The following is a 20,939-nucleotide window of genomic DNA, read 5'->3' on the forward strand; positions in this document are numbered from 1 at the left end:
GACGACCGAAGGGCGAGACAGGGCTGACCAGCATGTGACCAGTGGGTAAGGTCGATGCCGTGCCGAAGCCGCTCAGCCTTCCCTTCGACCCCATCGCCCGAGCCGACGAGCTCTGGCAGCAGCGCTGGGGCCCCGTGCCCTCGATGGCCGCGATCACCTCGATCATGCGGGCCCACCAGATCCTGCTCGCCGAGGTCGACGCCGTGGTCAAGCCGTACGGGCTGACCTTCGCCCGGTACGAGGCGCTGGTGCTGCTCACCTTCTCCAAGGCCGGGGAGTTGCCGATGTCCAAGATCGGTGAGCGGCTGATGGTCCACCCGACCTCCGTCACGAACACCGTGGACCGTCTGGTGAGGTCCGGTCTGGTCGCCAAGCGGCCCAACCCCAACGACGGCCGCGGCACGCTCGCCTCCATCACGGACAAGGGCCGCGAGGTCGTCGAGGCGGCCACCCGGGACCTCATGGAGATGGACTTCGGGCTCGGTGCCTACGACACCGAGGAGTGCGCGGAGATCTTCGCGCTGCTGCGGCCGCTGAGGGTCGCGGCGCACGACTTCGAAGAAGGCTGACCGGCCTCGGCGGACGTGTGCAGCGCCGCTTCGGCGGAGGGCCGACCCACCGGAAGATCGCCCAAAGCGGACCGTTACCCTCATCGCCATGAAGAAGAGCGTCCTGACCCGTTACCGGGTGATGGCCTACGTCACCGCCGTCATGCTGCTCGTGCTGTGCACCTGCATGGTGTTCAAGTACGGGTTCGGCACGGGTGAGGACATCACCTTCGCCGTCTCCCAGGCGCACGGCGTCCTCTACATCATCTACCTGGTCTTCGCCTTCGACCTCGGCTCCAAGGCCAAGTGGCCGTTCGGCAGGCTGCTGTGGGTGCTGCTCTCCGGGACGATCCCCTTCGTCGCCTTCTTCGTCGAGCGCAACGTCACACGTTCGGTAGCGCCGCTGGTCAGCGAGTCGGAGCCGGCGGCCGTCAAGGCGTAGTCACTCCGCCGTACGCATGCGTACGGCGGTCTGCCATCGACATTTACTAGGACGTCCTAGTAAATTCGTGGGTATGGACGCTGACGCCATCGAGGAGGGCCGCCGCCGCTGGCAGGCCCGCTACGACTCCGCGAAGAAGCGGAACGCCGACTTCACCACGCTCTCCGGTGATCCGGTCGAGCCGGTCTACGGGCCCCGGCCCGGCGACACCTACGACGGCTTCGAGCGGATCGGATGGCCGGGCGAGTACCCGTTCACGCGCGGTCTGTACCCGACGGGCTACCGCGGCCGCACCTGGACCATCCGCCAGTTCGCCGGCTTCGGCAACGCCGAGCAGACCAACGAGCGGTACAAGATGATCCTGGCCGCCGGCGGCGGCGGGCTCAGCGTCGCCTTCGACATGCCGACGCTGATGGGGCGCGACTCCGACGACCCGCGGTCCCTCGGCGAGGTCGGCCACTGCGGTGTCGCCATCGACTCCGCCGCCGACATGGACGTCCTCTTCAAGGACATCCCGCTCGGCGACGTCACCACCTCGATGACGATCAGCGGTCCCGCCGTCCCCGCCTTCTGCATGTACCTCGTCGCCGCCGAGCGGCAGGGTGTCGACCCGGGCGTCCTGAACGGCACGCTCCAGACCGACATCTTCAAGGAGTACATCGCCCAGAAGGAATGGCTGTTCGAGCCGGAGCCCCATCTGCGCCTCATCGGCGACCTGATGGAGTACTGCGCCCGCGACATCCCGGCGTACAAGCCGCTCTCCGTCTCCGGCTACCACATCCGCGAGGCGGGGGCGACGGCAGCGCAGGAGCTGGCGTACACGCTCGCCGACGGCTTCGGGTACGTGGAACTCGGCCTCAGCCGGGGCCTGGACGTGGACGTCTTCGCGCCCGGACTGTCCTTCTTCTTCGACGCGCACCTGGACTTCTTCGAGGAGATCGCCAAGTTCCGAGCGGCCCGCCGCATCTGGGCGCGCTGGATGAAGGAGGTCTACGGGACGAAGACCGACAAGGCGCAGTGGCTGCGGTTCCACACCCAGACGGCCGGTGTCTCGCTGACCGCCCAGCAGCCGTACAACAACGTCGTGCGCACGGCCGTCGAGGCCCTCGCGGCCGTCCTCGGCGGCACGAACTCGCTGCACACCAACGCACTGGACGAGACGCTGGCACTGCCGTCGGAGCAGGCCGCCGAGATCGCCCTGCGTACGCAGCAGGTGCTGATGGAGGAGACGGGCGTCGCCAACGTGGCCGACCCGCTGGGCGGCGCCTGGTACGTGGAGCAGCTCACCGACCGCATCGAGGCGGACGCCGAGAAGATCTTCGACCAGATCAAGGAACGCGGACTGCGCGCCCACCCGGACGGGAAGCACCCCATCGGGCCCATCACCTCCGGCATCCTGCGCGGGATCGAGGACGGCTGGTTCACCGGCGAGATCGCCGAGTCGGCCTTCCGCTACCAGCAGTCGCTGGAGAAGGGCGACAAGCGGGTCGTCGGCGTCAACGTCCACCACGGCTCCGTCACCGGCGACCTGGAGATCCTCCGCGTCAGCCACGAGGTCGAGTGGGAGCAGGTCCGCATCCTGGGCGATCGCAAGGCCCGCCGCGACGACGCCCGGGTCAAGGCGTCGCTGGAGAGGATGCTGGCCGCCGCCCGCGACGGCTCGAACATGATCGAGCCGATGCTCGACGCAGTCCGTGCCGAGGCCACGCTCGGCGAGATCTGCAACGCACTGCGGGACGAGTGGGGCACGTACACCGAGCCCGCCGGCTTCTGAGCCGGGGCCGCGCGACCGGTGGGGGGCCGGTCGTCAGGCCGCCGCAGCGGCCCGACGGCCGGTCCTTCACACCTGCGCCGTGGCGAACGTGAGACGGAACAGCGCACCGCCGCCCGGCGCGTTCCCCGCCGTCAGCTCCGCACCGTGCGCCCGGGCGATCTGACGCGCCATCGCCAGGCCCAGACCGGAACCCGGCAGCGCCCGTGCCGACTCCGAACGGTAGAAGCGGTCGAACACATGGGGCAGGTCCTCGTGCGGGACACCCGGGCCGTGGTCCCGCACGGTCAGGTCCGCGGTGGTGAGGGCCACCTCCACCGCCGCGCCGCCGGGGCTGAACTTGGCCGCGTTGTCGAGCAGGTTCGTCAGCAGCCGGGCCAGCCGCTCCGGCACCCCCGGCAGGGTGAGGTCCCGCGCCGCGTCCTCCACCCACAGCGTGAACGGCGTACCCGGCCAGTGGGCGCGGGCGGCGTCCACCACGTGCTCGGTCAGCGGCCGCAGCGCCACCGCCTCCAGGAGCGGATCCGGCTCCTCGTCCCTGGCCAGCTCGATCAGGTCGTTCACCAGACCCGTCACCTCGCGCAGCTGACGGGCGAGCGCTCCCGAGGCCCGGTCGCGCTGCGCACCGGTGAGCCGGTCCGCCCGGGCGAGCAGTTCCGCGTTGGTCCGCAGCGCCGTCAGCGGGGTGCGCAGCTCGTGGGACGCGTCCGCCACGAGCCGGCGCTGCGCGGTGACCGACTGCTCCAGCTCTCCCAGCATGGTGTTGAACGTGGCCGCGAGCCGCGTCACCTCGTCCTCACGCCCCGGCGGCCCGGGCGGCAGCTCGATGCGGTGCCGCGGATCGCGGGTCGCGGCGATGCGCTCCGCGGTCGCGGTGAGCCGGGACACCGGTGCCAGCCCCGTGCGCGAAACCGCGTATCCGAGGGCGCCGGCCAGCAGCACCCCGGTGCCGCCGACCAGCGACAGCAGCCAGGCCGCCTGCCGCACTCCCTGCTGCACGGTGTCCGAGCGCAGCGCGACCTGGAGCGCCCTGCCCTCGCCGAAGTCCGTCGTGAGCATGCGCGCAGCGTTCCCCGCGACGGTGGTGTTGCTGAAGTACGGCGCCCGCTCACCGGCCGCGACCTCGCGCACGGGAGCGGACACCGCCAGCGGACGCGGCTTGCGGGAATCGGCTGAGGGGTCGGCGGGAACGACCTGTGCACAGGCCGGAGCCGACAGGAACCGGCACTCCGCGGCCAGCACGTCCGGTGCCGCCCCCCGGTGCTGCCGGACGACCTGGGTCGCCGACTGCGTCAGGTTCAGGTCGAGCTGGCGGTACATCGCGTAGCGCAGTACGACGAAGGCGGCACCGCACACGCCCACCGCCACCACGGCGACGGCCGCGGACGCGGCGAGCGCCAGCCGGGTGCGCACCGGCCTGCGGCGGCGCCAGCGAGCGCCCAGCCTGCGGACGCCGCTCACCCGAGGTCCAGCCGGTAGCCCACGCCGTGGACCGTGTGCACCAGCCGCGGCTCGCCGCCCGCCTCCAGCTTGCGCCGCAGATAGCCCACGTACACCGCGAGCGAGTTGGATCCCGGTCCGAAGTCACGGCCCCAGACCCGTTCGTGGATCACCTCCCGGGTCAGCACCTGCCGGGGATGTCGCAGCAGCAGCTCCAGCAGCGCGCACTCGGTGCGGCTGAACTCCAGGGGACGGCCCGCTCGGTCGCCGGTGCGTGCCGCCGGGTCCACGATCAGGTCGGCGAAGCGCAGTTCGGCGGGGCCGTCGGGGACGTCGGGAGCCGTTCGGCGGAGCAGGGCCCGCACCCGTGCGGTCAGCTCGTCCAGCGCGAACGGCTTGACGAGGTAGTCGTCTGCGCCCGCGTCCAGGCCGTCCACACGGTCGCTCACCGCGTCCAGCGCGGTCAGCACGATCACCGGCGTACGGTCCTCCAGCGCACGCAGCCGCCGGCACACGGCGAGCCCGTCCAGGACCGGCATCCGTACGTCGAGCACCAGTGCGTCGGGCGACCACGCGGCCGTCTCCGAGAGGGCGGCCAGTCCGTCGGCCGCCTCCCGTACCTCGTAGCCCTCGACGCTCAGTCCGTCCGCCACCGCCGCCCGTACCTCCGGATCGTCGTCGACGACCAGGATCCTCGCTGCACCCATGCCCTCAAGACTGCCAAACCGGACTCTTAGAACCCTCTTAGGGCGTTCGGCGAGCGTGCGGCCATGCACACACCACCCTTCACGCCCCGCTCCCCGGGGCCGCCGGCGGACCGCGCGTGGACCGCCGCGGAGCCGCCGTCCGTCGTGATCGGCGCCGGCGGCACCGGCGGGCACATCTATCCGGGACTCGCGCTCGCCGAGGCGCTGCGCCGGGTCGTGCCCGATGCGGTGATCTCGTTCGTGGGCACGACCCGCGGCCTGGAGACCGAGCTGATACCGGCCGCGGGCCACCGGCTGCACACCGTCGACATGATCCCGTTCGACCCCTCGCTGGGGGCCAGGCGGTATCTGCTCCCCGCCGCCCTGCTGAAGTCCGGAGCCCAGTGCCGGGCGATCCTCAGGGAACAGCGCGCGCACATCGCCGTCGGCATGGGCGGCTACCCCAGCGCCCCCGTCATCGTCGGCGCCAGGATGGCGGGGCTTCCCAGCCTCATCCACGAGTCCAACGCCGTGCCCGGCCGGGCCAACCGCTTCGCGGCCCGGCTCACCGGCCATCTCGCGGTCGCCTTCGACCGCAGCCGCGTCCATCTGGCGGGCGGCCAGGACGCGCTGACCACGGGGATGCCGATAGCCGCCGCGCTCGCCGGGCTGGACCGCCCCGCGTTGCGCGCCCGGGCCCGTGAGGAGTTCGGCGTACCGGACGGAGCACGGCTGCTCCTCGTGAACGGCGGCAGCCTCGGCGCGGCCCGGCTCACCGAGGCCGCGGTCGGGCTGGCTCACCGGCTGCGCGACCGCCCCGGAGTCCATCTGCTGATCAAGACCGGGCCGGCAGCGCTGGAGGAGACCCGGCGCCGCCTCGGCGCCTCGCCCGTCGCGCGGGCCGTCCCGTACCTCGACCGGATGGACCTCGCCTACGCGGCGGCCGATCTCGTCGTCTCCCGGGCCGGTGCCGCGACCGTCGCCGAGTTGGCTACCACCCGGGTGCCGGCCGTGCTCGTGCCCTATCCGCACGCACCCGGCGACCACCAGACGCACAACGCCCGGGTCCTCACCGATGCCGGGGCGGCACTGCTCCTCCCCGACGCGGAGACCACCGCCGAACGACTCGACGTGCTCACCGCGCCGCTGCTCGCCGATCCGGCGCGGCTGGCCGCGATGGGCGCGGCGGCCGATCCCGGACCGCATGCCCGTGCCGCGGACCTGCTGGCCGCGCGCGTCCTCGAACTCGCCTCGCCCACCAAGGAGTACGCAGCATGACCACCACCTCGCACGACGGCCTCACCACGGACTGGGGCGGCCGCACCGTCCTCGTCACCGGGGCCGAGGGATTCATCGGCTCCACGCTCGTCGACCTGCTCGTGGAACGCGGGGCCCGGGTGCGGGCGTTCGCCCACTACAAGCCCTACGCGGAGAAGGGGCATCTCGCCCAGCGTGCGGCGGAGGTCGAACTGATCGCGGGTGACGTACGGGACGCCGGCCGGGTCATGGACGCGGTCGGCGGCTGCGACACCGTGTTCCATCTGGCCGCGCTCATCGGCATCCCGTACAGCTACGACTCGCCCGGCGCCTACGTCCAGGTGAACGTCAACGGCACCGAGAACATCGCGGAGGCGTGCCGCAGGCACGGAGTCCGCCGGCTCGTCCACACCTCGACCAGCGAGGTCTACGGCACGGCCCTGACCGCCCCGATCGCGGAGAGCCACCCGCTGCAGCCGCAGTCCCCGTACTCGGCGTCGAAGATCGGCGCGGACATGATGGCCCTCTCGCACTGGCACGCCTTCGAGCTGCCGGTGACGGTGGTCCGGCCCTTCAACACCTACGGACCCCGGCAGTCGGCGCGCGCCGTCATCCCGACGATCCTGGCCCAACTGCACGCGGGGGCGGAGGAGATCAGGCTCGGGTCGCTCAGCCCGACGCGGGACTTCACCTATGTCACGGACACCGCGCGGGGATTCCTCGCGGTGGCCGACTGCGACCGTGCCCTCGGACAGGTCGTCAATCTCGGTACGGGCCGGGAGATCGCCGTCGGGGACCTGGCGCGGATGCTCGTCGCCGTCTCGGGTCGCCGGGCGGAGGTCGTGGTGGACCCGGCACGGCTGCGGCCGACGGGGAGCGAGGTGGAGCGGCTCCTGTCCGACAACCGCCGGGCGCGGGAGTGGGCGGGATGGGAGCCGGAAGTGCCCCTGGAGGAGGGACTGAAGCGGACGTCGGAGTGGGTCGCGGACAACCTCCGCCTCTTCGCGACCGGCCGGTACGAGGTCTGAGACGGGGACGTCGAGCGACGGCCGGTCCCCGTTGCGTCCGGTCGGAAGGGCGGTTGCGGCGGGCCCTGGCCGGCCCGGCAGCTCGGGGCGGTACGGCGGTTGTGGTGGGGCCCGGCGTGGTGCGGAGGTCCCGGGGGCCCGCCGGTCGTGGCGGGTTCCGGAAGACGGCCGTTCGGGGAGATCCGGCGGTTGCGGCGGGGGTTCCGCGGGGTTCGGTGTCCTGCCGGTTCCGGGAGGTCCGCCGGTCGTGGCGGCCCCGGGCGGCCCGGCGCCGTGGCGGGGCCCACGTCCGGCGGGGCCCGCCGTCAGGCCTGCGCCGCCGCCCCCAGTCCGCCCAGCAGCACCGCGGTGAAGCGGCGGACCCAGTCCTCGTCGACGGGTTCGCAGCTCACCAGCGCCCGGTGCACGACCGCGCCCGCGATCACGTCGAAGATCAGGTCGGCGGTGCGGGCCGCTGCCGCCGGGTCGGTCTCCTCCGGGAGCTCGCCGCGCGCCTGTGCCCGGGCGCGACCCTCCAGAACCAGCCGTTTCTGCCGGTCCACGATCGAGACCCTGATCCGCTCGCGCAGTGGCTCGTCGGTCGTCGACTCCGCCACCACGGCCATCAGCGCCGTCCTGGCCTCGGGCCGTTCCAGCAGCGTGGCGAACTGCAGCACCACGCCCTCGATGTCCGAGGCCAGGCTGCCCCGGTCGGGCAGCTCCAACTCGTCGAAGAGCTCCGCGACCGCGGCCACCACCAGCTCGCTCTTGCCCGCCCAGCGCCGGTAGACCGTCGTCTTCGCCACCCCGGCCCGGGTCGCCACGTCGCCGAGCGTCAGCTTCGACCACCCCAGCTCCACCAGTGCCGCCCTGGTGGCGTCGAGGATGGCGGCGTCGGCCTCGGCGCTTCGAGGACGGCCGGTGCGGGTCGCGGCCCGGCGACGGTGACTGCACATGGAGGCGACCATACCGGCCAGTAGGTGGATCGCTGTGAGCCACTTCACCGGGGGACGCTCCCCGGCTCCCCATCGAACGAGTTACGCTACGACTCGTAGCGAAAGCGACAGTCGCCGGTGTTGGGTGGGGACCCGACGCGGGCGCGCGGGGCCGGTGCGCACGACCGGAACACAGGCCCGGCGCTCCGATTTTTCACTCGCGTGCACGGAGGGGGGAGGATGTACTCATGCAGCCTAGGAACATGTCCATGAGCGGCGTCGTCGACCTCGCCGCGGTGAAGGCGGCCGGTGAGGCCAAGGCCAAGGCCGAGCAGACGCGTGCGGAGGCCGCCCGGCAGGGCGGCGGCGGTGCGGTGCCCCCGTCCGCCCTGGTGATCGACGTCGACGAGGCGGGCTTCGAGCGGGACGTTCTCCAGCGTTCGGCGGAGGTCCCGGTCGTCCTCGACTTCTGGGCCGAGTGGTGCGAGCCCTGCAAGCAGCTGAGCCCGGTGCTGGAGCGGCTGGCGGGCGAGTACAACGGCCGCTTCGTGCTCGCCAAGATCGACGTCGAAGCCAACCAGATGCTGATGCAGCAGTTCGGGATCCAGGGGATCCCGGCCGTCTTCGCGGTGGTCGCCGGCCAGGCGCTGCCGCTCTTCCAGGGCCTGGCCCCGGAGCCCCAGATCCGCGAGACCCTCGACCAGTTGATCCAGGTCGGTGAGCAGCGCTTCGGTCTCACCGGTCTGACCGTGGACGCGGAGGCCGACGAGTCCGCGGCGGTCGCCGCGCCCGCTCCCGGCCCGCACGACGCGGTGCTCGAGGCCGCGGTCGACGCGCTCGACGCAGGCGACCTCGGCGGTGCCATCCGGGCGTACCGGAACGTCCTCTCCGACGACCCCGCGAACTCCGAGGCCAAGCTCGGTCTCGCGCAGGCGGAGCTGCTGTCCCGGGTGCGGGAGATGGATCCGCAGAAGGTGCGCCAGGAGGCCGCCGACCGTCCGGACGACGTGTCGGCGCAGATCGCCGCGGCGGACCTGGACCTCGCCGGGGGTCATGTGCAGGACGCGTTCGGCCGACTCGTCGAGACGGTACGCCGCACGGCGGGCGAGGACCGCGACGCCGCCCGGCTGCGGCTGCTGGAGCTGTTCGAGGTGATCGGTCCGGACGACCCGCGGGTGACGGCGGCGCGCACGGCACTTGCGAGGGTCCTCTTCTGACGTCGAGGAGACCGGTTTCCGGCGCCCCCGTTCCGGGCGGCGCACTGCGGTGGGGGCCACCGCCCGGAGTGTCGGGCGCGCGGGCCGATTTGGCGACACGGTGACAAACGGCGGCCGCGCTTTACCAAAACTTGGTAAACGCGGCCGCTGTTACTCGCAGTAAATCAACCGCGTTCTTCTGTCCCTGTTTCGGTGGCAATCTCCCTGTCTGGCGAGCTCTGCCGAGGCACCCTGTGTCGCCGGGCGACATCGCCCCGTCGTGGCGTGGTTATCGCTCCGTTACTAGCGAGTAACGAACCCCCTTGTGCCCCGGCGCTTAATGCACCACGATCGGCGACGCTCGGTCCATTCACCGCACCAGCCCGGCAGCCAGCCGCGTACCGCGGTCTGGGTCCCCACCGAGCCGGCCGGCGGCAGAGGCGCCGGCCGTGGACAGGGGGGTTCCTGCCCCGCCGGCAGGGCCTGTCCATCGAGGTTGCGCGAAGGCGTGGCCAGTGGTTGTCGCTCGGGGGTGATCGCCGGTGATTCGGACGCGGCTCGCGCCTGAGGCACGGCGCTCTCCTTCCCGAGGACGTAGCACTTCTCCCATCCCAGGGCGGACTTGACGGTCCGCGCCGGAGATGTACGTCCGAGAAGGAGGAAAATTATGTCCCAGGTTCGTGGTGGGACCAGATGGAAGCGGTTCGCCGTCGTCATGGTGCCGTCCGTGGCCGCGACGGCCGCGATCGGCGTGGGCCTGGCCCAGGGCGCGCTGGCGGCTTCGTTCAGCGTCTCCGGCCAGAGCTTCAAGGTGACGGCCAGTGCTCTGGACGGCAAGGACTTCTTGCAGTACGGAAGCCTTGCCCAGGGCACCGACCTCAAGGGCAACAAGACGGCTCACCCCGTCGCGGTGTCGGCCTTCGGATCCGCAACGATCACCAACATGTGCCAGTCGGTCGTCACCCCTGACGTCCCGATCTTCGGCAGCGTCAGCCTCGAGCTGCGCGCCGGTGGCAAGGGCACGCCGGTCGAGGCGGAGAACCTGTACCTGGACGTGGCCTCGCTCGACGCGAACGCCACCTTCAAGAACATCGACATCGGCGTCGCCGCCGGCGACAAGAACAACAAGCCGGGCATCCAGCCGGGTACGCAGGCGAACCCCTTCGGATTCGCGCAGCGTGCCGAGGAGGCCCACCTGACCGACGTCAAGCAGACGGCGTGGGCGACCACCGCCGGCACCTTCAAGCTGAGCGGTCTCAGCATGAAGCTGCACAAGGGCGTCAAGGAGTGCTACTAAGCACTCGCCAGGGCGGACGGGAACGCCGGAAGGCGGTCTCGTCCGCCCGATCCCCACCACTTTCTTCGAGCAACACCGGTTCCAGGGAGCTGTTTTCCATGAGCGCCGAGTCCCCGGGGCAGCAGAACGAGCACTTTCTCCGAGTCGTCAAGCGGCGTTTCCGCGACTGGCGCGGTCAGCGGCCTTTCTGGGCCGGCCTGTTCACCATTCTCGGCGGCATTCCGATCGCCTACTTCCCGTACGCAAGCCTCAAGATCGGCCATATGACGCTGGCCATGGCCACGACGGCGGGTGCGGGCTCGCTGATCATCGGCGTGCTTCTGGTGACGCTGGGTCTGACGATGTGGTTCCACCACATTGTCCGGGTGTTCGCCGGTGTCGCCGCGATCCTCCTGGGACTGATCTCCCTCCCGGTGTCCAACATCGGCGGCTTCCTCATCGGCTTCCTTTTCGCCCTGATCGGCGGCGCGCTGTCGATCTCCTGGGCGCCGGGCAAGGCCGAGGCGGAGCAGGTCCCGGCCTCCTCCGCACCGTCGGACGGGCAGGACGTGCCGCTGGTGCCGGGTCCGCAGGTGGGCGACGGCACCATCACGCAGAAGACCAGTGCCCACGCCGAAGGCGGGAGGAACAGTGCGGGGTGATCAGATTCAGCCGGAGGCGGACCTCGGTTCCGTCGGGCGCACGCCCAGAGGACCGCGCCACGCCGCCCCCCGGAAGAGATTGTTCACGAAGCTCCAGATACCCGCCGGCAAGGCGATGGCCATCGCCGCCATGCCCACCGCGGTCTTCGTGGGCATGGGCCTGACCCCGAAGCTGGCGCTGGCCGACGACAAGCAGGAGATCCCGTTCGCCCCCGGTCCCTGTGTGACACGGTCGGACGAGCCCAGCGAGTCCGCGTCGCCGTCCGCCTCGGAGTCGGAGAAGCCGTCCGAGGAGGAGACGGACAAGCCCGAGCCGTCCCCGAGCGGTTCCTCGGACGAGCAGACCGACGAGCCGAAGCCCGGTGAAAGCCCGTCCGCCTCCGAGCCCGGCCGCGCGGACGACGACTCGCCGGAGCAGGCGGACCCGTCCCCGACGCCCACCCCGAGCGAGTCCGAGACCCGGAACCCGCTCGACCCGCTGGGTGTCGGCGACGCCATCAAGGACCTCTTCGACGGCCCTGACGAGGAGCCGGAGGCCGCCCCGGCCCCGAGCGAGTCGACCGAGCCCGCCGAGGAGCCGTCGAAGCCGGCCGAGGACACCGCGTCGAAGCCCACCGAGCCGGTGAAGGACGCGGTCTCGGACGTGACCGACGAGGCCGACGAAGCCGCGGACAAGACCAAGGAAGCCATCAAGGACGCCGCCGAGAAGGCCGGCGCCGAGGTGGAGGAGCTGGACGACAAGGTCAAGGGCCTCGACCCCGTCAAGGACGAGGACATCCCCGAGGGCGCCGACGGCAAGCCCCGCTTCCCGTGCCCGACCGCCGACCCGGAGGCACTCGCCAACGCCAAGGCGGAGCCCGGCATCCCGGCGCTGCCGGACGAGCCGTGGGTGCTGGAGAGCTCCCGGCTGACCCTGACGGGCCTCGACTACAAGGGCATCGTCGAGGTGCGGACCGGCAGCGGCAAGATCAAGAAGGTCCTGAAGTTCACCGCCTCGGGCGTGGACATCAAGGACCTCCACCAACTGGTGCAGGGCCCCAACGGCACCACGGCCCACGTCAAGGCGCAGCGGGGCTCCACCTCCACCATCCGCAACGGCACGGTGACCATGTACACGGAGGAGCTGAAGGGCAACCTCTTCGGCATCATCCCGGTCACGTTCAGCCCGAAGACCCCGCCGCCGCTGAACGTCCCGTTCGCGATGTTCACCGACGTCAAGGTGACCCAGGCCGGCCAGTTCGGCGGCACGCTGTCCGTGCCCGGCCTGCAGAACTACTTCACCGGCGGGAACGCCGGCTGATTCTTCCGGGAGCCGCGGAAAGAGACCGTGGGCCGCACCCTTCGCAGGGTGCGGCCCACGGTCGTTCCATGGCCCGTCGGTATCGTCCGGGACCACCGGCGCGACGCCGCGACCGGCCGAGGGCCGATACCTGGAGAAGCCGGTTGCCGGGTCACCCCTTTTCAGAGGCGCCCAGCTGAATCTATGATCGTCGCGCGTGCGAGGTGGATCTTGACCACTCCACATGACGCACGTACAGCAATCGGCGGCCGGGGGAACAGCGCCGCCACGGGGGAGGGACGGGCGCACCGTCATGCCGCGACAGCGGCCCAACCGCGCACACTCTTCGACCGCCTGCTGCCCCTGTCTCCGCACCGGGACAGCAGGCTGAACCACGCGCATCGTCATTGCCTCCTGCGACGGTCACCCCGGCCTGCCCTCGTTCGCTACGGAGGATCCTCTCTTGCGCCCTGTACCAGGGTTGTTCAGACCCAGATCACGAACTTCCGCACCATTCACCTCCGCTGTCACGGCCGTCGCCGCACTGGCCGTGCTCGGCGGTGTGGCCGTTCAGCCCGGCCTTCTCGACAGGCTGACCGCCCCGGCCGGCAACTCCCATGACTGGTTCGAGGAGACAGCCGCCGAAGAACTGCGGCAGGACCAGTGCCTGATGGGAGATGTGCTGCGCCTGGGCGGGCCGTCCATGGCCACTGTCGCGCAGAACGGCCTGAACCAGCCGCAGGACGAGTTGCACGTTCTGGCCGACCGACAGCACTGGGAGGACACTCCGCTCGCCCAGGCGTACAAGTCGGACAAGGACACGGCGTCCAGGGAAATGGACGGCCTCAACGCACTCCGGAACACGTGGAAGAAGCCGCTCGCGGGGTTGGAGCGGCCTCCCATTGCGGACTTCCACGAACCTCCCGGCGGAACGGGGGACGACAGGGGCACCTTCTACCAGCAGACCGGCCTGTCCAAGTGGGTCGCCGACCGGTTCTGGAAGGACGACAGCGACTTCTACGAGGATCCCACCCCGAAGGCCGATGAGCAGACGGCGAAGGCCGTCAAGGATCTCGGCACGCCGTTGTACGGCAAGGACCCCGATCCGCAGCAGCCCGAGTGGGACCGTCAGGTCGCCGAGCACGGCGCGTTCGAGCACCTGACTGACTGGTCACTGGAGAAGATGGGCGCGGACAACGCCCGCATCTTCCTCGCATCCGGCGGCTTCCCTCGCTCCGCGCCGCAGCCGGGTACGGCGGAGCACCGTATCGCGGTCGAGGACTTGAAGACCCGGTTCGCGTCGTGCGCATGGCGTGACCCGATGGACCCGAACAGGGTGCTGCGCGACATCTCCACCACCGCGGCGGCGGAGTGGCAGCAGGAGATCGCCTCCCAGCAGCTTCAGCGCAACCAGATCCTGACCGCCAACAAGGACGCCACCGCGTCCCTCGCCACCGGCGCGAAGGTACTGGGCGACCTGCTGGGGCACTCCTGGGCCGCCGACCATCTCGCCCGTTGGCAGGACTACTGGTCCGCGGGCGGTGTGGGCTGGATCGGTGAGAGCTATGTGACACTCGAAGTGCCGGGCGCCAAGGGCATGTGCCTGGATGTCCAGGGCGGTGGCAAGACCAACGGCACGCCGGTCCAGATCTACACCTGCAACCGCGGCGCGGCACAGCAGTGGATGCTGGAAGGCAGCGAGGACGACCTTCACATCCGCAACGTCGGTTCGTTCAAGTGCCTGGACGTGGCCGGGAACGCGTCGGCGAACGGTACGAAGATCCAGATCTCCGACTGCTACAAGTCCAAGGGGCAGTCGTGGAAGGGCGACGTCCGCGCCGCCTCGCCCCTGAAGAGCCTGTCCACGGGCAAGTGCCTGGACCTGAGCGCGTTCACCAAGAGCACCGACGCTCGGCTGCGGGACTGCAAGAACGCCAGTGCGCAGAAGTTCCTGATCAAGCCGTCCGGGCACAAGGGGACGGACAGCCTGTCGTACCCGGACAAGGCACAGTTCGCCAAGGCCAAGAAGGGCGTCATCGACACCCAGGCCGGGGCGAAGAAGCAACTGTCCGTGCTCAAGGCCCAGTTGGAGAAGGCCAAGAAGTCGGCTGCTTCCTCTGACACCGCCGAGCAGGCTGCCTATGCGATCGCCGACAAGAACGGGGCACCACGGGGTCGTGGTCTGCTGGTGGGCCAGCAGAAGGCACAGGTCACCAAGGGTGCCGTCGCCGCGCTGACGGCGATGGTGAAGGCCGGTGAGACCGCCGAGGCCGCCACCCGCGCCGCCGCGGGCGACAGCGAGACGATCACGCAGCGGGCTCTGGCGCAGGCCGCGCAGGTCAAGGCCGAGTTCCGTAAGCAGGCCGCGTACGCCGCCGAGTTGCAGGCGAAGGCTGCCGCGGACGCGGCCAAGCTGCACCGGGACAATGCCAAGAAGGACAAGGAGACGGCGGAGGCGAAGCTCGCGGTCGCGCTGAAGGCGGAGGCGGACGCGAAGGCGGCGGCTGCTGACGCACATGCGAAGCGGCTGGCGGCGGAGGCCGAGGAGAAGACGGCCAAGGCGGAGAAGGAGACCGCCGCCGCCAAGCAGGCCGAGGCCAACCGGCACAAGCAGACTGCGCAGGCCGAGGCGGTCAACGCCAAGGACGCCAAGGAGAAGGCGGAGGCCGCTGAGGCGACCGCGGTCGCGCGGAAGAACGACGCGGTCAAGGCGCGTGACAAGGCCCGCGACCTGAACGAGGACGCGTGGGACGCCGCGCAGAAGGCGGACGCCGCCCGGGCCAAGGCCGACGCGAAGGAGGCGTTCGCCCAGGCCCACGAGTCCGACAGCAACGCCCAGGAGTCCAGGGCGGCAGCCAACGCCGCAGCCGCGCACGCGGACGACGCCGAAGCGGCCGCCGGCCGCGCACGGGCCGCAGCGGATGCCGCATCCGGGGCAGCGGCCGAGGCCGACGCCGCGGCCACCCGCGCCGAGGCGGCCGCCAAGCGGGCCCGTTCGAACGCGGACGCCGCCCAGGCGGCCAAGCTGAAGGCCGACGCCGCCGTCGCGACCGCGACCAGCGCTGTGGCCGACGCCATCAAGGCGTCCAAGCACGCCTCCGAAGAAGCCGACACGGCCGTCAAACTGGCCGACGAGGCGGAGAAGCTCGCCAAGACCGCCAAGTCGCACGCGGACGAGGCGAGCAAGGAGGCCGCCAGGGCCCTGGCGGCTTCGGCGAAGGCGGCGGGCTTCGCCCACGTCACCGCGCAGGCCGCCGTCGACGCCGGCAACGCCGCGGCACAGGTCGCCAAGCCGGCCAACGACGCGATCCAGCTCGGCTCCCCGTACGTCACCACCGACTCGGCCGCGAGCCTGGTCGTGCTGACCGGTCAGGCGTCCAAGTCGATCGCGGAGCAGCAGAAGGCCGTCGCCGACGCCCACGCGAGGAACGCGCAGGCCGAAGCCTCAGCCGCGAAGAACCTCGCCAGCCAGGCAACAGGCGATGCGAAGCTCGCCTATCAGCACGCGGCCAACGCCGCCGCACATGCGGCCGACGCCCGTACCTACTCCAAGGAGGCGCTGGGCTACGCGGCCGACGCCGCCAAGGCCGCGTCCAAGGCCTCACAGTCACTGGCTCGCACCATCGAGTACGACCGCCAGGCCACCGCCGACGCAGCCGCCGCCGACCAGGCGGCAGGGCGCGCCGAGGGCTACGCCAAGGAGGCCCGTGCCTCCGCCGATCAGGCCGCACTCGACGCACAGGCCGCACGCGAAGCCGCCGCCGCTGCCGAGCAGGCGGCCAAGGACGCCCGCGCCGCGGCCGACCGAGCCGCCACCGCAGCAACCGAAGCCGAGCAGGCGGCCAAGGACGCACTGAAGTACGCCAAGGAGGCGCAGAAGGCCGCGGAGGAAGCGGCGCGCAACGCGGCGAACAAGCAGGTCTCCACCGGCGCGGGTACCGGTGTCGGCGGCACCTGGTACGTCGTCGACGAGGACAGCATCGAGATCACCGACGCCAAGCAGCACAACCCCTGCGAAATCACCGTCGGCTTCCAGGGCTGCACCGTCACCTTCACGGTCACGTTCAGCGCGGTGGTCGACTTCTTCCTCTGCACCAACCCGGACGTGCCGGCCACTGCAAGCGGCTGCCCACTCGAGGACACCCTGCTCGTCGAGAGCAAACGATTCCCGGGTCTGAAGAAGGAAGTCACGCGGTACTTCTCCAAGCTGGATCTGATCGAGCAGACAGCCACGTACAAGATCCTGAAAGCGATCCTGGTCCAGGACTTCGTCGATTGCTGGCACGGCAGTGCCAGCGGTTGCGCCTGGGCCGCGAGCAACTTCATCCCCGGCAAGGCGTTCGCGAAGGTCGCCGAGGCGCTCCAGGCCCTGGACGCCGCGATGAAGACGGGCACGGGGGTCGCTGACGCCTTCAAGGCTCTCAAAGCCCTGGACCTGGACCCCGCGACCCTGGCCAAGATCTCGCAGCAGGTGAACATCTACGAGGACGCCTTCACCGCCTGCGTGCGCAACAGCTTCCCGGGACACACCCCGGTGCTGATGGCGGACGGTTCGCATCGGCCCATCCGTCTGGTGAAGGTCGGCGAGATGGTGACAGCTGCAGATCCCAACTCAGGGAAACTGCGGTATCAGAAGGTCACCGCTACCTTCCGGCACGACACCGAGCGACTCGTGGACATCACCGTCGCCGGCGGAGGGAAGCTCGCCAGCACCGCCGGTCACAAGTTCTTCGTGGTGGACCGAGGCTGGAGAACGGTCTCCGAACTGCGTGTCGGCGACCGCCTGCGCACCCCGGACGGCCTCTTCCGGGCGGTGACGGCCCTCCGCGACCGCTCGGGTCTGGATTCCAGCACGGTCTACGACCTCACGGTCGACGGCCCGCACACCTTCTTTGTGCGTGCGACGGGTGGGCCGTTCCAGGACGTGCTCGTCCACAACTGCCTGAACATCCTGGCCGACGAAGGCCAGAACGGCGCTCACACGCTGGGCGCGCACGTCCGTCTCAACGACCAGCAGGCGAGGGCCAAGGCCGCCAAGGACGGCATCGCGACGGTGTGGAATGATGAGGACACTGCCGTGCGTTGCATCAACGAGGCGTTCCAGCAGTGGTTGCAGCGCAGCCCGAAGAACGGGAAGAAGCTCGCGGACTGGATCACTGCCCAGCGGAAGAAGCCGAAGTCGGAGATCTTCGACCCTCGCTACGACCTCTTCCCCATCGAATGGGAGCTGCGGAACGAGGGATCGCTCGGCAAGATCTGGCATGCGGGAGCCCAGACGCCGGTGAACGCGGGCAACAAGGTGGTCATCAATGTCAAGGCGGTGCGAGGGAAGTCGCACCCCGGAGACCCGACCCAAAACGTCCCGAACAACTTCGTGATCTACACCGCCTACCCGAAGTAGGAGAGCATGGCGCAGCCACACCGGCACCTCGGTGTCGACATCGGGCTCAGCGGGCTGATCAAGTGGATCCGCTACCCCAGGGTCAACAGCGAGGCCGCCGGCCTGGACGTCGTCACGAGTGTTGCCGGCCGGATCGACGGGGCATTCGCCCACCAGCTGCTGAAGGACTGTCTCGTCCTCCTGGACTCACCCCTGTCCAGCCGGGACATCGAGACCCTGTGGCTGGCGGGTACGTTCCGTGAGTTCGACCTGGAGCGCCTCGGAATCGACGGCAGGGTGTGGCTGCGCCGGATCGCGGACATCTGCACCGACAGGATCCGACACGACGACCCCTCCTTCACGCCCGTCGCTGCCGCACCGGTGCTGGGCGAGGCGCTGAAGGAGGCGGTCCGTGCCGAGACCAGGTCGGTGGGACCGGCCCTCGAGCAGGCCACGGCCCATCATTCCTACAACCCGATCGCCGGAGTCGTCCCGGTCTTGGAGCAGGCCGTCGAGATCGACCCGGACCTCGGCTACCGGCTCCTGCTACGGGTCCTGAAGGGGTTCTTCGTGCCGATCAGCGAGGCGCGTTACGAGCGCTACCTCGCGCTCGGGGACGAGCTCGGCCTCGGTGAGGACGTTGTCGACGACGGTGACTTCAACGTCTGGACGGATCTGACGGACTGATGGTGCGCAGGTGCACTGATCATCAAGGACGGGATCACGTACCTCACGCCCGACTTGTACCTGCCCGCAACCGCGGGCTTCCCAGGGAAGTCCTTACCCAGATCGTTTCGGAAAGGGCTCCGGTGAGGATCCGACCATGAGTCGCACGCTGTTCGTGCTCCGCTACCGGAACGGTGAACCGGAGCCGACACGGAGATTGTGCGGGAAGTCCTGACGCCGTACATCGCCGCCGACGACGACCTCATGAACGGCATGCTGATGCGGACCGTCGACGGCCACGAGGTCGACGTGGACGTCAACGAGGTGTGCGTTGCCGTCAACTGCTGCCCGTCCGGCCAGTTCTTCGACGTCCTGGCCGCGCTGGTGGACTGCGAGAAGGGGGCCGTCCCCGGTGTGAGACACCGAGCACGGTCCCTTCGTGTGCGTACGTGCCAAGGTCAGCCCGCTTCTGCGGCAGGCGGGTGTGAAAGCCGCGCGATCGAGCGGGCCCTCGATCGGCTGGGTGTTCCGGAGCATCAGTACCGGCAGATCAGGTCAGCGGTCACCGCATCCGGAAAGCCCTACGTCTATCTCGGGCTGGTCACCGCCGAACTCGCCGAGAAGATCGCCGAGGCGCTGGGCAGGCCTCCGGGAACCGGTTCGTAGGCACCCGCACGGCTTGCCACCACCTGCGGCCGGACAGTCTGCGTGCCGCGCCCGCAGCGGCCGCCCTCGCCCTTGCCTGGGTCGAGGGTGCGGCCCGTGCCCCACACCTGTGGCATGCGGGGCACGGGGAAGCCCAGCAGTGGTATTGGGCTTTGGCGATGCGCCTTCGGGCCGCACCCCTGCAGGGGGAGCGGCCCGAAGGCGCGGACGGGCGGGCCGGTCAGGCGGGCTTGTGGCCGTTGCCCAGGTGGTGCACCCGGACCATGTTCGTCGTGCCGGGGATGCCCGGAGGCGAACCCGCCGTGATGATCATGACGTCGCCCTCGCTGTAGCGCTGGAGCTTCAGCAGCGCCGCGTCCACGAGGTCGACCATCGCGTCCGTGGTCTCCACGAACGGGGCGATGAAGGGCTCGACGCCCCAGCTCAGCGTGAGCTGGTTGCGGGTGGACTCGTCCGTGGTGAAGGCCAGGATCGGCTGCTCCGCGCGGTAGCGGGAGAGGCGGCGGGCGGTGTCGCCGGACTTGGTGAAGGCGACCAGGGCCTTGCCGCCGAGGAAGTCGGCGATCTCGGCGGCGGCGCGGGCGACCGAACCACCCTGGGTGCGCGGCTTCTTGCCCGGGACCAGGGGCTGCAGGCCCTTGGCGAGCAGCTCCTCCTCGGCCGCGCTGACGATCTTGGACATCGTCTTGACGGTCTCGATCGGATACGCGCCCACCGAGGACTCGGCCGACAGCATGACCGCGTCGGCGCCGTCCAGGATCGCGTTGGCGACGTCGGACGCCTCGGCGCGGGTGGGGCGCGAGTTGGTGATCATCGACTCCATCATCTGGGTCGCGACGATCACCGGCTTGGCGTTGCGCCGGCACAGCTCGATCAGCCGCTTCTGCACCATCGGGACCCGCTCCAGGGGGTACTCGACGGCCAGGTCGCCGCGCGCCACCATCACTCCGTCGAAGGCCATGACGACGTCCGCCATGTTCTCCACGGCCTGCGGCTTCTCCACCTTGGCGATGACGGGGACCCGGCGGCCCTCCTCGTCCATCACCTTGTGGACGTCCTTGACGTCGTTCGCGTCGCGCACGAAGGAGAGCGCGACCAGGTCGCAGCCCATGCGCAGGGCGAAGCGGAGGTCCTCGATGTCCTTCTCGGACAGCGCGGGGACGTTCACGGCCGCACCGGGCAGGTTGATGCCCTTGTGGTCGGAGATGACGCCGCCCTCGATGACGACCGTCTTCACCCGCGGTCCCTCGACCTCGACCGCGCGCAGCTCCACGTTGCCGTCGTTGATCAGGATCTGGTCGCCCTTGGAGACGTCGCCGGGCAGGCCCTTGTAGGTCGTGCCGCAGATCGACTTGTCGCCGGGCACGTCCTCGGTGGTGATCGTGAACTCGTCGCCTCGGAGCAGTTCGACCGGCCCCTCGGCGAAGGTCTCCAGGCGGATCTTCGGGCCCTGGAGGTCGGCGAGCACGCCCACGGCGCGGCCGGTCTCCGCCGCCGCGCGCCGGAGGCGGTCGTACCGCTCCTGGTGCTCCGCGTGGGTCCCGTGGCTCATGTTGAAACGGGCCACGTTCATGCCGGCCTCGATGAGCGCTTGCAGCTGCTCGTAGGAGTCGACGGCGGGGCCCAGTGTGCAGACGATTTTGGAACGGCGCATGAGGCGGATCCTATCGGTTTGTTTCTCCGCGGAATATTCCGTCTGGTGGAATGTACAAATGGGCACGGGGTCGC

16 protein-coding genes are annotated in these 20,939 nt (G+C 70.3%); 12 read left to right on the forward strand and 4 right to left on the reverse strand.

Going from position 1 to position 20,939, the window contains the following annotated elements; translation table 11 throughout:
* The first annotated feature begins 59 nt into the window (after positions 1 to 59).
* From QMZ92_RS18625 to icmA, 3 genes are all read left to right on the forward strand, one after another.
* Complete coding sequence (locus tag QMZ92_RS18625) at positions 60 to 569, forward strand: MarR family winged helix-turn-helix transcriptional regulator (protein ID WP_283298514.1); 510 nt, start codon at positions 60 to 62, stop codon at positions 567 to 569.
* Positions 570 to 657: 88 nt separating this feature from the next.
* The gene (locus tag QMZ92_RS18630; RefSeq protein ID WP_283298492.1) at positions 658 to 990 is read left to right on the forward strand and encodes a DUF3817 domain-containing protein; all 333 of its coding nucleotides are present in this window, start codon (positions 658 to 660) and stop codon (positions 988 to 990) included.
* 73 nt (positions 991 to 1,063) lie between these two features.
* Positions 1,064 to 2,764, forward strand: a complete 1,701-nt coding sequence (icmA, locus tag QMZ92_RS18635) for a coenzyme B12-dependent isobutyryl-CoA mutase large subunit (protein WP_283298493.1) — start codon at positions 1,064 to 1,066, stop codon at positions 2,762 to 2,764.
* A 66-nt stretch (positions 2,765 to 2,830) separates the two neighbouring features.
* Here the strand turns inward: icmA and QMZ92_RS18640 are convergent, their stop codons facing one another.
* Both QMZ92_RS18640 and QMZ92_RS18645 read right to left on the reverse strand, forming a co-directional pair.
* On the reverse strand, positions 2,831 to 4,222 hold the full coding sequence (locus QMZ92_RS18640) for a sensor histidine kinase (protein ID WP_283298494.1): 1,392 nt from the start codon (positions 4,220 to 4,222) through the stop codon (positions 2,831 to 2,833).
* The gene (locus QMZ92_RS18645; protein WP_283298495.1) at positions 4,219 to 4,908 is read right to left on the reverse strand and encodes a response regulator transcription factor; all 690 of its coding nucleotides are present in this window, start codon (positions 4,906 to 4,908) and stop codon (positions 4,219 to 4,221) included. The genes QMZ92_RS18640 and QMZ92_RS18645 overlap by 4 nt, the downstream gene beginning before the upstream one ends.
* A gap of 144 nt (positions 4,909 to 5,052) precedes the next feature.
* Here QMZ92_RS18645 and QMZ92_RS18650 point away from each other — a divergent pair, with 144 nt between their 5' ends.
* Both QMZ92_RS18650 and QMZ92_RS18655 read left to right on the forward strand, forming a co-directional pair.
* Positions 5,053 to 6,165, forward strand: a complete 1,113-nt coding sequence (locus tag QMZ92_RS18650; RefSeq protein WP_283298515.1) for a UDP-N-acetylglucosamine--N-acetylmuramyl-(pentapeptide) pyrophosphoryl-undecaprenol N-acetylglucosamine transferase — start codon at positions 5,053 to 5,055, stop codon at positions 6,163 to 6,165.
* Complete coding sequence (locus QMZ92_RS18655) at positions 6,162 to 7,172, forward strand: SDR family NAD(P)-dependent oxidoreductase (protein ID WP_283298496.1); 1,011 nt, start codon at positions 6,162 to 6,164, stop codon at positions 7,170 to 7,172. Before QMZ92_RS18650 ends, QMZ92_RS18655 begins: the two co-directional genes overlap by 4 nt.
* A gap of 305 nt (positions 7,173 to 7,477) precedes the next feature.
* Here QMZ92_RS18655 and QMZ92_RS18660 read toward each other — a convergent pair whose 3' ends face one another.
* Positions 7,478 to 8,119, reverse strand: a complete 642-nt coding sequence (locus QMZ92_RS18660; RefSeq protein WP_283298516.1) for a TetR/AcrR family transcriptional regulator — start codon at positions 8,117 to 8,119, stop codon at positions 7,478 to 7,480.
* A 215-nt stretch (positions 8,120 to 8,334) separates the two neighbouring features.
* On the opposite strand from QMZ92_RS18660, the gene QMZ92_RS18665 reads away from it, so the two are divergent.
* From QMZ92_RS18665 to QMZ92_RS18695, 7 genes are all read left to right on the forward strand, one after another.
* The gene (locus QMZ92_RS18665; RefSeq protein ID WP_283298497.1) at positions 8,335 to 9,303 is read left to right on the forward strand and encodes a tetratricopeptide repeat protein; all 969 of its coding nucleotides are present in this window, start codon (positions 8,335 to 8,337) and stop codon (positions 9,301 to 9,303) included.
* Positions 9,304 to 9,946: 643 nt separating this feature from the next.
* A complete protein-coding gene (locus QMZ92_RS18670; RefSeq protein WP_283298517.1) occupies positions 9,947 to 10,579 on the forward strand; it encodes a DUF6230 family protein in 633 nt (210 codons plus the stop codon).
* A gap of 98 nt (positions 10,580 to 10,677) precedes the next feature.
* On the forward strand, positions 10,678 to 11,220 hold the full coding sequence (locus QMZ92_RS18675; RefSeq protein ID WP_283298498.1) for a DUF6114 domain-containing protein: 543 nt from the start codon (positions 10,678 to 10,680) through the stop codon (positions 11,218 to 11,220).
* Positions 11,210 to 12,520: a prolipoprotein diacylglyceryl transferase gene (locus tag QMZ92_RS18680; RefSeq protein WP_283298499.1), complete on the forward strand. Its 1,311-nt coding sequence runs from the start codon at positions 11,210 to 11,212 to the stop codon at positions 12,518 to 12,520. The genes QMZ92_RS18675 and QMZ92_RS18680 overlap by 11 nt, the downstream gene beginning before the upstream one ends.
* A 649-nt stretch (positions 12,521 to 13,169) precedes the next feature.
* On the forward strand, positions 13,170 to 17,900 hold the full coding sequence (locus QMZ92_RS18685; protein ID WP_283298518.1) for a ricin-type beta-trefoil lectin domain protein: 4,731 nt from the start codon (positions 13,170 to 13,172) through the stop codon (positions 17,898 to 17,900).
* A 6-nt stretch (positions 17,901 to 17,906) separates the two neighbouring features.
* Complete coding sequence (locus QMZ92_RS18690) at positions 17,907 to 18,566, forward strand: hypothetical protein (RefSeq protein WP_283298500.1); 660 nt, start codon at positions 17,907 to 17,909, stop codon at positions 18,564 to 18,566.
* A gap of 198 nt (positions 18,567 to 18,764) precedes the next feature.
* Complete coding sequence (locus QMZ92_RS18695) at positions 18,765 to 19,211, forward strand: hypothetical protein (protein ID WP_283298501.1); 447 nt, start codon at positions 18,765 to 18,767, stop codon at positions 19,209 to 19,211.
* Positions 19,212 to 19,431: 220 nt separating this feature from the next.
* Here QMZ92_RS18695 and pyk read toward each other — a convergent pair whose 3' ends face one another.
* Positions 19,432 to 20,865, reverse strand: coding sequence for a pyruvate kinase (gene pyk / locus QMZ92_RS18700; RefSeq protein WP_283298502.1), 1,434 nt, complete (start codon positions 20,863 to 20,865; stop codon positions 19,432 to 19,434).
* Between the last annotated feature and the right edge of the window lie 74 nt (positions 20,866 to 20,939).

The organism is Streptomyces sp. HNM0645 (assembly GCF_030056615.1).
GTDB lineage: Bacteria > Actinomycetota > Actinomycetes > Streptomycetales > Streptomycetaceae > Streptomyces > Streptomyces marianii.

What these genes read in the sequence shown, in the direction of transcription:
- QMZ92_RS18630 (WP_283298492.1), top strand. Translation starts at nt 658, where the DNA reads ATGAAGAAGAGCGTCCTGACCCGTTACCGGGTGATGGCCTACGTCACC.
- icmA (WP_283298493.1), top strand. Translation starts at nt 1,064, where the DNA reads ATGGACGCTGACGCCATCGAGGAGGGCCGCCGCCGCTGGCAGGCCCGC.
- QMZ92_RS18645 (WP_283298495.1), bottom strand. Translation starts at nt 4,908, where the DNA reads ATGGGTGCAGCGAGGATCCTGGTCGTCGACGACGATCCGGAGGTACGG.
- QMZ92_RS18655 (WP_283298496.1), top strand. Translation starts at nt 6,162, where the DNA reads ATGACCACCACCTCGCACGACGGCCTCACCACGGACTGGGGCGGCCGC.
- QMZ92_RS18660 (WP_283298516.1), bottom strand. Translation starts at nt 8,119, where the DNA reads ATGGTCGCCTCCATGTGCAGTCACCGTCGCCGGGCCGCGACCCGCACC.
- QMZ92_RS18665 (WP_283298497.1), top strand. Translation starts at nt 8,335, where the DNA reads ATGCAGCCTAGGAACATGTCCATGAGCGGCGTCGTCGACCTCGCCGCG.
- QMZ92_RS18675 (WP_283298498.1), top strand. Translation starts at nt 10,678, where the DNA reads ATGAGCGCCGAGTCCCCGGGGCAGCAGAACGAGCACTTTCTCCGAGTC.
- QMZ92_RS18685 (WP_283298518.1), top strand. Translation starts at nt 13,170, where the DNA reads ATGGGAGATGTGCTGCGCCTGGGCGGGCCGTCCATGGCCACTGTCGCG.
- QMZ92_RS18690 (WP_283298500.1), top strand. Translation starts at nt 17,907, where the DNA reads ATGGCGCAGCCACACCGGCACCTCGGTGTCGACATCGGGCTCAGCGGG.
- pyk (WP_283298502.1), bottom strand. Translation starts at nt 20,865, where the DNA reads ATGCGCCGTTCCAAAATCGTCTGCACACTGGGCCCCGCCGTCGACTCC.